This is a genomic window from Aeromicrobium sp. (assembly GCF_014378035.1).
In the GTDB taxonomy this organism is placed as follows: domain Bacteria; phylum Actinomycetota; class Actinomycetes; order Propionibacteriales; family Nocardioidaceae; genus Aeromicrobium.
In genome coordinates this window covers 1-10,567 of record NZ_JACMOM010000139.1, presented here as the reverse complement: position 1 = coordinate 10,567, position 10,567 = coordinate 1, and the positions used below count along the sequence as shown (strand labels likewise).

Here is a 10,567-nt window from a genome sequence, read left to right as displayed (position 1 = left end):
TGTTGAGCACGGTGTACGACGACAGCAGCACCCACGTGGCATTGCCGTTGCCGTTCTTGATCTTCATCCGGACCGACCCGTTCTGGGGGAGCGGGATCGCCGGGAAGGCGCCGGTCGCCCCGTCGAGGTCGTAGTCGTGCTTCTCGACATGGTCCGCCACCAGCCCCTCGCCGGTCACGGTCTCGACGTACAACGTCGGGGCGCTGGTGGAGTCTGGGCCACTGCCGAGGTCGGACGGCGTCACGACGAATGCGCGGTCGGTGTTGCCCGCGGGCAGTTCGCAGTAGAGGTCGAGGGTGCCGATGCCGCGCAGTGGGCTGCTGAGCGTGTCGTGGCCGGCCGCGGCGGCGCTGCCGTGCCAGGTGAGCACCATCCGCTCGTCGAGGCGGGTGGTGAAGACCGCGTCGATCGTGCAGGAGCGGGCGTTGGGCGCGTAGTCGAAGCCGTTCCAGTACCAGGTCAGCTCGAACGTCGTGACCGGGCGCGGGCTGGTGAGCTGGGGCCCGTCGGCGCTGCGGCTCGACTGCTGGCTGATCACGCCGTTCAGGTAGCCCTGCGAGAAGTTCTCAACGCCGTTCTTGCCGCGGCCCTGGTTGAGGCCCTCGTTGGCGTAGTTGCCGGTGCCGCCGTTGCCGTTGTCTGCTGCGTGCGCCCACCGGTAGATGCGGGCCTCCTTGCTGGAGACGACGTACCTGCCGTTCTTGGTCTCGTACTTCTGCATCCACATCTGGGTCTCGTAGCCCCGCTCGGGGGTGTAGAGCTTGATCATCGTGGTGTCGGGCTTGCAGATCAGCTGCAGGTTGCCGATCCCGGGGATCGTGGCGTACTTGCTCTTCGGCCTGCCGTCGCCGCCCTGCCACTTCACCGTGACGTGCTGCACCTGCTGGGTGGCGGTCCTGCTGCTGGTGGCCTTCAGGGGCGGGTACGGCGCCGGTGTGCCACCGCCCGCGGCGCGTGCGGGGGCGACCCCGGTCACGAGCGCGAGCAGGGTCAGGAGCACGAACAGCGAACGCAGGCGGGTCATCGGGCGGGTCATCGGGCGGGTCATCGGGGGTGTCATCGTGGGAACTGCCCCATCGCGATCTCGCAGGTGTTCAGGTTGCCCTGCGGATCGTTGGTCTTCTCATACGACGACAACATGAAGGGGACGGTCGTGCTCCCCTTGTCGAAGTAGAAGCGCATGATCCCGTTGTTGGGGATCGGGAACGGTCCGAGCTTGCCAGTGGCCCTGTCCACCGTGGCGTTGCGGGTGTCGACGTGGTCCTCGACACGACCCTCACCCGTGACGGTCTCGACGTAGACCTTCGTCTTGTTGCTGTCCGGCACCAGGCTGACCAGCATGTTGCCGAAGCGGCCGGTCTCGCACCGCAGCTGCAGGTAGCCGAGGCTGGGGATGCGCACCTGCTGGAAGACGTTGCCCTCGGCGTCGGCGTCGCCGTGCCAGTTGACCCCGAGCCGGTGGTTGAACTTGGTCACCAGCACGATGTCGATCTTGCAGTAGCGGTACTGCGGTGGGTAGTCGAAACCGTTCCAGTACCAGTTGATGTCGAACGTCGTCACCGGCTTCAGAGGATCGGCCCCGACCGGGTCGTTGCGGCCCTGGCGCTGGCTGATGATGCCGTGGCCATAGCCCTTGCCGTAGTTCTCGACGCCGTTCTTGCCGCCGGCCTGGTTGAGACCCTCGTGCTGCGGGTTGCTGGTGCCGCCGTTGCCGTTGTCGTTGGCGTTCGCGTAGCGGTAGATGCGCACCGTCTTGACCGCGACGGCCTGCCCGTAGCTCTTGTCCTCGTACTTCGCGAGCCACATCTGGGTCTCGTTGTCGCGCTCCTTGGCCCGGAGGCTGATCTGCACCTCGTTGGGCCGGCAGGTCAGGGCGAGCTGACCGATCTCGGGGATGCCGACCCGCCTGGTGTAGCGGCTGGCCTTCGGTGCGCCCTTCCACTCGAGGGTCACGTGCCTGGTGCGGGTGCCGGTGGAGTTGCTGCTCCTGGCACCCATCGTGGGTTCGGCGCCCGGGCCGGCCAGGCGAGCCGAGTCGCGCTGAGCAGGGCTGCCGGTGCTACCGGCGCTGCCGGAGTCGGCTGTCGACGCCCCGACGGGCAGCACCCCGACCACCGCGACCACCCCGATCACGGTGCTCAGGGCGGCTGCTGCCAGGGCCAGGCCGACCCGACCGGGACGACGACCCGACTGGCCGGGATTCCGAGCGGGGTGCCTCATCGGGCCGGCTTGTCGTCCTGCGGGTTGCTGGTGTCGACCGCGGTGGTGGCGGTCGGCGCGGTGACGATCTGGACCGGGCCACCGTCGACGGACTCGAAGGCGGGCAGCTCGTTCTTGTTGATCCAGTCGAGCTGGCGCTGGATGTCCTTGTCGGGCAGCGCGATCACCGAGTTGTCCAGCGCGATCGCCTGCGAGTTGTCCAGGTAGTAGCGCAGGAAGTCCGCCACCTCAGGTCGCTTGAGGGCCCGGGTCGTCGTCGTGAGCAGCAGCTGCCGCGAGAGCGGGTACTGGCCGGTCACGATCGTCTGCGGACTCGGGAAGATGCAGTTCTGTTGACCGTCGTCGTCGGCGACCTCGATCTCGAACGGGCGGATCAGGTTCTCGTAGACTGCGTAGAAGCTCTCCCGGAAGAGGCCGACGTTGCCGTTGGCCGAGTCGAGCCGCTCCTGCGCCTGGTAGGCGATCAGGTAGCGCTCGTTGACCGGCTTGAACTTCGCCTTGATGAAGTTGACCTTGGTGATCGCCACCCCGCGGGCGGCGAACGCGGCGGCGACGCGCCGGTCGTCCGCGGCCCGGGCAGCGATCGAACGGTTGGTGCGGATGCCCTTCTTCTGCTCTTTCTGGGCCTCGATGACCTCGGCGTTGGCGTCGGCCCAGACCTGCCGGTCGACGCGCAGCTGCTTGCGTAGCTGCTCACGCTTCGGGGCGACGCTGGCCAGGTTGCGGGTGCGCAGCCGGTCGGTCAGGGAACCGACGACGAACTCACGCGTCTGGTTCTCGTCGCGGCTTGCGCGGTAGTCGGCGCGGAAGTTGGAGAGGCTCGGGTCGATCGAGCCCAGCACGTAGCGATCGAAGGACCGGACGACACCGCTGTCGATGTCGGGGCCGCCGGTCCGAAGCGGAGTGTCGTACAGATCGGCGCGTACCTGCGACCAGTTGTTGATCGTGGAGCCGGACTCGAAGATCCGCGCCACCTCATCGGTGTTGAGGCAGTCGGTGCCGATGTCGGTCTCGTTCTTGATGCCGAGCACGACGGCGTCGGCGGCTACCTGGGACTGGACGATGTCCAGTCCCTGGGCACGACACGAGGCCCACTCCGCCGGGCTGATCGGGCGGGCCGAGTCGACGATGTCGATCTCGCCGACGCACAGCCGCTGGAAGGCCCGGGTCTCGCCGTTGAACTGCTCGGTGACCTGGGTGCTCTTGCCGCGGTAGCCCGGAATAGCCTTCGGGGTGAGGGAGTCGACCGCCCCGTCGACCTGGATGACGCCGGGGACCGGGTCGGCCAGGGTGCCGACGAGCACCCGGTCGCCGATGTCGGGGTCGACCACGGTGTTGCTGGCGACCAGTCCGGTCCGGTTGATCGACTTCACACCGGCGTCGCCGCTGCTGGTGCTGTCGTTGGGGCCGTCGGACGCAGCGGCCCTGTCGTCCTTGCCGCACGCGGTCAGGCAGAGACCCAGGAGCAGCGCAAGTCCGGCGGCGGCCGTGCGACGGCCACGGCGGGTGGCACCGGTCGACCGGGTGGGGAAGGTGCGCATCAGTTCGCTCCGGTCGGGTTCGTCGCTGAGTCCTGCTGCAGCACACCGGTACTGCCATCGAGCAGCGTGGGGTCCACGAACTCGTCCTCGGGCGGGTAGCTGATCCGGTCGCTCAGCGTGAAGTCGACGACGCTGAAGTCCTCGAGGCCGATGCTCTGCAGCTCGTAGCCGCGGATGAGCGGATTGGTCACGTCGTCCTCGATCCGCTCGAAGTAGAGCGTCGGTACGGCGGCCCGGTCGACCACGATCGCGCCGTAGGTCTTCAGGGTCTCGACGAGGTAGCGGGCGTAGCGGTACTGCTTGGCCGACATCTTCAGCGGCTTGCTCGTCACCGGGTCGAGGGGCCGGGTGAGCCGGAAGCTGTCCTTGAGGAAGATCCTCGCGCCTTCGGGCAGGGAGTTGGTGAGCCCGTTGCCGTCAGTGGACGACGCGGGTTGCACGAAGTTGCCCGCGGCCGCGCCGGGCACACTGATGGCCAGCGCGTGGTTGATCTCGCCGCGCTCGAGCTCGCCGGGGCGGATCAGGCCGCCGAAGAGCGGCAGACCGGAGCCGCGGGCGCTCACGACGTAGGGCTGGTTGAAGCCCGGGCCGTCGAGGTCCCACTGGCGCATGAACTGGTAGCTCACGACGCCGTTGGCCTCGCGCCGCGCGCGCCAGAGGTCATAGGCCTTCTGTGTGCCGGTGTCGAAGACGGTGTACCAGCCGTCGTAGATCGGGTTGGGGCTGATGTCGTCGGGGATGTTGAGCGTGATGTCGGCCGCGCCGTCACCGCACTGGATCTGGCGGCAGTGGATCACCGTGGGGGTGCCGTCGGCGACGACCGGGCCGGTCCAGGCCCGAGTGTTGATGTAGATGCCCTCGTCGACCGTCGTGGTCTCGGGCTGGCCGTTGTCGTTACGACCGACGCGTTCCTTCGCCAGCTCCATCAGGTCCGCCGACTGCGGGTCGACCGGCTGGTCGTTGGCCGTGGTGTTCCACGGTGAGAGCACGCTGAAGACGTTTTCCTGGGGCAGCACCCGACCGCCGTCGGAGCCCAGCGTGGTGTCGGTGCCGTCCGGGGCAACGGCTGCGGCCGTGGTGGTAGGCGTCTGGCTGGGCGCGCTGCCAGCGGACGTGTCCTCGGAGCCGCTCGCGCCGCAGCCCGCCAGCAGCAGGGCCGAGGCGAGAGTGATGACGGCGGCGGCCTGGCGGCGGCGGCGGCGGCTCGATCGGTACGTGTTCATGACTTCCGCGGGTGCTCGTGAGACGCCGGCCCGAAGGCGATGATCGTCTCGATGGTCTCGGCGAAACGAGAGAAGGTCTCGCCGATCTCGCTCAGATGGTCGGTCCCGACGGGCCCGGGCTGCTGGGCGCTGGTGCGCACGCCGGAGGCCGAGATGATCGCGTGCGCCTCACGACGGGCGTGCAGGCGGATCAGCTCGGCGTCCAGCTCAGCCTGGGCGGTCAGCAGCTCGCAGCGACGGGCCGCCTCGAGCTCGACCGACTCGAGGTGGCGCTGGTGGGAGTCAGCCGTGCTGCGCATCAGCGCGATGACGCTGGCGGCGACGTCGGCGACGTCCTGTTCGACCGCGACCTCGGTGGTGACGGGGTGCGCGGCGCGCGTGTGCTGCCTGGTGTCGGCGATGTCGAGGTCGTCGACGTCCTCGACGGACGCTCCGTGACCCAGGTCGACGCTGGCGCCGAGCCGGGCGAGCGCCCGGGCCTCCGCAGCAGCAGCGGCCTCGGACTCGGCGCGTTCCCCGGCCGCCACGATCTCGGCACGCTCCGCGGCGGCCACCTCCGCTGCGTGGACGGCTGCGGCCTCGGCCGCCATCTCGTCGAGCGAGGCGACGTCCTGGATCATCAGGCCCGCGCCGGCGTGGGCTGCCGGAGCAGGCGTGGAAGCAACCTGCGGCTCGGGGTCCTGCTTGCCGCGCCGCAGCGAACGCTTGCTGGGCGCGACGGGCACGCGCTCCTCGGCGACAGGGGCCTCGCCGGCTTCGTCGACAGCGATGGTCTCGGGGCTGTCCGCCGCTCCGTAGAGGGCGCCCTCGGCCTCGTCGTCGTCGAGCTGGTCCTCGGCGGGCTCGTGTGCCTCGACGACCTCCCCTCGGGCCTCGGCAATGGTTCGACGAGCGCGGGCGGCCTCGGCAGCCATCGCCTCGTCCACCTTGGCCGGAGGCAGGATGAAGGGGAGTGAGCGGTTGCTCTCCTCGGAGTCGACGAGCGTGCGCGAGGGGCGCACCATCGAGGTCAGGGCCACGACGTCCCCCTCGGTGCCGAGGTGGGTGGTGAAGTCCACGCGCCCGACCCGGTCACCGGCAGACTTGATGTCGGCGAGCGAGGGTGCCTCCTCGATCGACGACGGCTTCTGCGCGATCACTGCGTGGTCCCGGACGTGGTGGACGTCGAGCCGGTGCCGTTGGCCGACGGCTGCGGCGCGTTCGACGAGTCGGGCTCACCGCGAAGACCGTCGACCCCACCGAGGTTGGTCGGGTTCTGGTCCTGGGTGCTCTGGGCGTCGGCGGTGCCCTCTTCGGCGTCGGCGATGCCGTTGCCGTTGGCATCGACCGAGTCGGGCAGCACGTCGCCGTACGTGTAGCCGTCCGGGACCTTGACCAGCACGTAACGGCGGTTGCCGTGTATGACCTTCAGCACCGCATCGTCGCCGGCCGCTGCCTGCGGGTACAGCTTGCTCAGCAGGTCGGCACTGGTGTCGATCGGGAGCAGCATGTAGTCGACGTGGGCAGCAGGGTCCTTGGCTGCACGGCGCCAGGGTCCGTCGGACTGGTCGACGCGGTCGAAGAACAGGGCCGGGTCCCCGGTGAGGAGGATGACTGCGTAGGTCTGTGAGTTGTCGGTGAGGATCGAGTCCGGCGTGTCGATGTTCTCGCGGATGTAGTCGGCCATGTCCTCCTCCTGGGAGTAGCCGACCACGGAGCCGTCGACGGTCGCCGCACCGTCCTGGCTCTCCTGCGTCGTGATCGCGTCGTGGAAGGCGCGCTCGATGCCCTGGTGCTTGAAGTCGGACATCGCGGCGAAGGTCCACGGGATGCTGAGCAGGAGAACGACCGCGAGGATCCCGGCGACGAGCACCCCGCTGGTGAGCGAGGAGCGAGCAAGCCAGATGGCGCCCACGACGGAGACGAGCAGGATGGGCAGCGCGTTGTTCATCAGCATCGGCGAGTCGGTGACGCGCACGAGGACGGCTACGCCGGGGGCGAGGATCGAGACCAGCAGCATCAGGCCGAGCCAGAGCGCGAAGCCGTTGCGACGTGCGATCCCGTTGAAGATCAGGGCAGGAAGCACGATGATCGCGATCGGTGCGCCGAAGACCACCAGGTCGAACGTGGCGCGGGCGATCTCCAGCAGCGAGAAGTTGTCGAGACCGCCCGAGGATGCGGCGTCGCTGCTGTCGGTGAGCCAGGCCAGCGGGCGGAACAGCAGGATCAGGTTGAACGCCGACCACAGGGCGATCACGTAGACCGTCGGGGCTGCGAAGCCCACCGTGGTGCCTTCGACCTCCTTGCCGTCGGCACCGAGCCGGGACAGGATCGCGGCGACCATGATCAGGCTGATCAGGAACCAGACGAGGCTGCCGTAGCCCGTCAGGGCGGCGACCGCATAGGCGAGGCCGGCGATCATCACGAAGCGGATGTCGGCGGTGACGTACCACGCGAACAGGGCGCCGAGCGCGGCCATCACGAACGCGAGCCACATGAAGTTGCGTGCCCCGATCGAGGCGTACATGACGACCAGCGGGTTGAGGCCCAGCGTCACGAGGACCGCCGCGCGCAGCGGGAAGATGACCTGTGCCCGGCGCATCATCGTGTTGATGAACATCATCGTCAGGCCGGCGAAGATGGCCGAGACGACCGGGACGACGATCAGCGAACGGGCGAGCGCCGGGATCACCGTGAACGGCGCGACGAGCACGATCGAGAGCGGCGGGTAGTCGAACCCGACGGATGAGAGCTTGGGCGGCTCGTTGTGGAAGATCATCAGCCCGCGGTCGAAGCGGTCGAGCGTCTCGAAGCCGACCACGTGCATCTGCACGACGAGCCAGTAGCCGAGCACGGAGTAGGACACCGTGAAGATCACGAAGATCGCGGTGCTCTCCCACCAGCGCCGCTCGATGTCAGCAGGGCGCTTGCCCACCGCCTGGACGACGCCGGAGAGTCGCTCGCGGTTGCTGACGACCTTGGTAGTGGTGTCGGTCGACATGGGTCAGCCCTCGTCCAGACCGTGCTCGGTCTTCTCCCAGTAGAACGGGTTCGTGAAGAGCTGGATGAAGCCCTTCCAGGCGGCGAAGCTCATCAGCCCCCAGTAGAGCGGGGACAGGACCGCCGTCCGGGTCAGACCGAACTCACCCCGTTGCAGGCTTCCCGCCACGTTGAGGTAGATGAAGATGAAATTGCCGACGAACAGCATGAAGCTGGCCGCGTAGAACACGGTGCTCGGGTAGATGTCCTCGACGAAGCCCCACTGGGTGAGGATGTAGATCGTCGTCAGGGCCCAGAAGATCGGGTTGAGCAGGAGCACCAGGGCCGAGCCCATGGTCAGGTTGAAGCTCACGAAGCCGGCCGGGCCGGTCTGACGGAACAGCTGCACGGGGTGGCGCATGTGCACGAGCCACGTCTGGTAGTAGCCCTTGTTCCAGCGCGAGCGCTGACGGATCCAGTTGCCGACCTTGGAGTTGGCCTCCTCCAGCGTGGTGGAGTCGATCATCGCGGTGCGGTATCCGGCGCGGTGCAGTCGCATGCCGAGGTCGGCGTCCTCGGTCACGTTGAAGGGGTCCCACGCGCCGAGCTCACGCAGGATGCCCGTCTTGAAGTGGTTGGACGTGCCGCCGAGGGGGATCGGCGACTCCGACGCGCCCATGGCGGGCAGGATCAGCTCGAAGTGCATCGAGTACTCGTTGGCGAACCAGGACGTCAGCATGTTCTGGTCCTGGTTGAAGTGGTTGAGCTTGCCCTGCATGCACACGACGTTGTCGGGGACGACGTCGAAGGCGATGAGCGCCTTCTTCAGCTGGTCCGGGTCGGGCCGGTCCTCGGCGTCGTAGATGACGGTGAAGGCGCCGGTCGCGAGCTGGAGGCCGTAGTTGCAGGCCTTGGGCTTCGTCTTGGGCTGGCTGTCCGGCACGATCACGAGGTGGAAGTGCGGCGGGAGGCCGAGCGCCTTGATCGTGTCGATGGTCTCGAGGTCGTCCTCCTCGCAGAGGAGCTTCACGTCGAGCCGGGTGCGCGGGTAGTCGAGCGCGTTGATGTCGCGCACCAGACGCGGCACGATGCCGGCCTCCTTGTAGAGCGGCACGAGGATCGTGTAGATCGGCAGGCGCCGCTCGTCGATCGCGGCGACCTCCTCGTCGCTGACGTCGGTCTCCAGGTGCGTGCCGAGGGCCCGCAGGGTGAGGCGGAACTTGTAGACGGAGACGAAGAAGTAGATGACCGTGCAGATCGCGACCAGGGTGGTCGCGGTGCTGGTCGGCCAGATCACCGCGCAGATGACGATGACGATCCCGGACATGATGAAGACGGCCTTCTGGACCGACGAGAACACGACGTGCGCCGACTGCTCCGGGAAGTTCTCCATGAGGTACTGCGTGGAGACATCGGAGTAGTGGCTGGCGTGGACGCGCTGGATGAGCTGGTCGAGGTCGGTGCGATTGGCCAGGAGCTGGCGGAACGGCTGACCGAGCGCCTCCTCGACGACGGCGGAGTCGTCGGCGCTGAGCGGACGGGCCACGGCGAGGAGCAGGGTGCCCTCGGTCTCGGCCACCGGGACGACCTGCAGCTCGCGGGCCAGCTGCTCGGGAAGCCGGCGGGAGATCCCGTAGTCGGGCTCGAAGTCGGCCAGTCCGACCCGCTGCATCTGGTGCATCTCGGACAGGGCGGCGACGAGCACGTCCTCGGAGATCGACTCGTGGGAGACGAGGATGTCGCCGAGCGGATCGCCGGTGCGGGAGTACTCCAGCATCGCGCGCTGCAGCTGCTCGCCGGTGACCAGGCCGCTACGGGTGAGCATCTGTGCCATCTGCATGCGCGAGCGGCGGGCCTCGGGGGACTCGACCTCGGCCTCGACAGGTGGGTAGGCCTCGTCGATGACCTCGATGATCTCGTTGACCGTGTGGCGAACCAGGATGACGGGACGGTCGAGCCGCTCGGAGACGACGTGCTCGGTGATCGAGTCGTCAGCGTCCGCGGCGGCCACGAGCACATGGCCCTCGTGGTAGACGTACGGCATCACCCGGAAGGTGCGGCAGATGCCTTCGGGGACTGCGTGAGCAAGGCTCTCGTCGATCCCGTCCGACAGGCGCGGCAGGGACCGGGTGATCGTGGTGGTCACTGGGTGCCCGATCCGAAGCCGTGGGACGCCATCCCGGTTGCCTGCGAAGGCCCGGTCGACGTGGACTTGTCAGCTCTCGGCCGCATGATCACGTAGGCGAGGAAGGCCACCCCGAGCAGGATCATCGGCGCGAGCAGGAAGGCCAGGAACACGACGACGAAGATCGTCAAAGTGATCACGAGGCCGACCGTGGCAGCGCCGACGGACTTTCCGGCTGGTCGCGACGCCGACGTCTGGACCGACATGTGTACCTCCCCTGATGTCTTCGACATCGCCCTGACCAAAGTGGTGGCGACGCGCAGAACTCCAACAGTTAGTAAGTCATGAGGGTCGTACACCGTTCAACAAGCAACAGGTAACAAGGTGTGTTACTGGCTTGTTGGGCTGCTCCGACCCGCTGGGGCCCTGCCCGAGGCCCGGGGGGCGGACGTCGGGCGACGCCGCCGGAGCCGGTGACTCGGCACGGGTCTCCTACAGTG

The 10,567-nt window shown here is 68.0% G+C and carries 8 protein-coding genes; all 8 read right to left on the bottom strand.

The window, feature by feature from the left end:
- A partial coding sequence (locus tag H7290_RS07285) for a hypothetical protein (protein WP_290513360.1) occupies positions 1–1,048 on the bottom strand: 1,048 nt, incomplete at its 3' end.
- Positions 1,049–1,056: 8 nt separating this feature from the next.
- Positions 1,057–2,220 carry a hypothetical protein gene (locus H7290_RS07280; protein ID WP_290513359.1) on the bottom strand — a complete coding sequence of 388 codons (1,164 nt, stop codon included), beginning with the start codon at positions 2,218–2,220 and terminating at the stop codon, positions 1,057–1,059.
- Complete coding sequence (locus H7290_RS07275) at positions 2,217–3,761, bottom strand: substrate-binding domain-containing protein (protein ID WP_290513358.1); 1,545 nt, start codon at positions 3,759–3,761, stop codon at positions 2,217–2,219. Before H7290_RS07275 ends, H7290_RS07280 begins: the two co-directional genes overlap by 4 nt.
- Positions 3,761–4,984 carry a hypothetical protein gene (locus tag H7290_RS07270; protein WP_290513357.1) on the bottom strand — a complete coding sequence of 408 codons (1,224 nt, stop codon included), beginning with the start codon at positions 4,982–4,984 and terminating at the stop codon, positions 3,761–3,763. The genes H7290_RS07275 and H7290_RS07270 overlap by 1 nt, the downstream gene beginning before the upstream one ends.
- Complete coding sequence (locus H7290_RS07265; RefSeq protein WP_290513356.1) at positions 4,981–6,123, bottom strand: hypothetical protein; 1,143 nt, start codon at positions 6,121–6,123, stop codon at positions 4,981–4,983. The genes H7290_RS07270 and H7290_RS07265 overlap by 4 nt, the downstream gene beginning before the upstream one ends.
- A complete protein-coding gene (locus H7290_RS07260) occupies positions 6,120–7,964 on the bottom strand; it encodes a hypothetical protein (RefSeq protein WP_290513355.1) in 1,845 nt (614 codons plus the stop codon). The genes H7290_RS07265 and H7290_RS07260 overlap by 4 nt, the downstream gene beginning before the upstream one ends.
- 3 nt (positions 7,965–7,967) lie before the next feature.
- Positions 7,968–10,088, bottom strand: coding sequence for a glycosyltransferase (locus H7290_RS07255; RefSeq protein WP_290513354.1), 2,121 nt, complete (start codon positions 10,086–10,088; stop codon positions 7,968–7,970).
- A complete protein-coding gene (locus H7290_RS07250) occupies positions 10,085–10,333 on the bottom strand; it encodes a hypothetical protein (RefSeq protein ID WP_290513353.1) in 249 nt (82 codons plus the stop codon). The genes H7290_RS07255 and H7290_RS07250 overlap by 4 nt, the downstream gene beginning before the upstream one ends.
- Between the last annotated feature and the right edge of the window lie 234 nt (positions 10,334–10,567).

What these genes read in the sequence shown, in the direction of transcription:
- H7290_RS07270 (WP_290513357.1), bottom strand. Translation starts at nt 4,984, where the DNA reads ATGAACACGTACCGATCGAGCCGCCGCCGCCGCCGCCAGGCCGCCGCC.
- H7290_RS07275 (WP_290513358.1), bottom strand. Translation starts at nt 3,761, where the DNA reads ATGCGCACCTTCCCCACCCGGTCGACCGGTGCCACCCGCCGTGGCCGT.
- H7290_RS07280 (WP_290513359.1), bottom strand. Translation starts at nt 2,220, where the DNA reads ATGAGGCACCCCGCTCGGAATCCCGGCCAGTCGGGTCGTCGTCCCGGT.
- H7290_RS07250 (WP_290513353.1), bottom strand. Translation starts at nt 10,333, where the DNA reads ATGTCGGTCCAGACGTCGGCGTCGCGACCAGCCGGAAAGTCCGTCGGC.
- H7290_RS07260 (WP_290513355.1), bottom strand. Translation starts at nt 7,964, where the DNA reads ATGTCGACCGACACCACTACCAAGGTCGTCAGCAACCGCGAGCGACTC.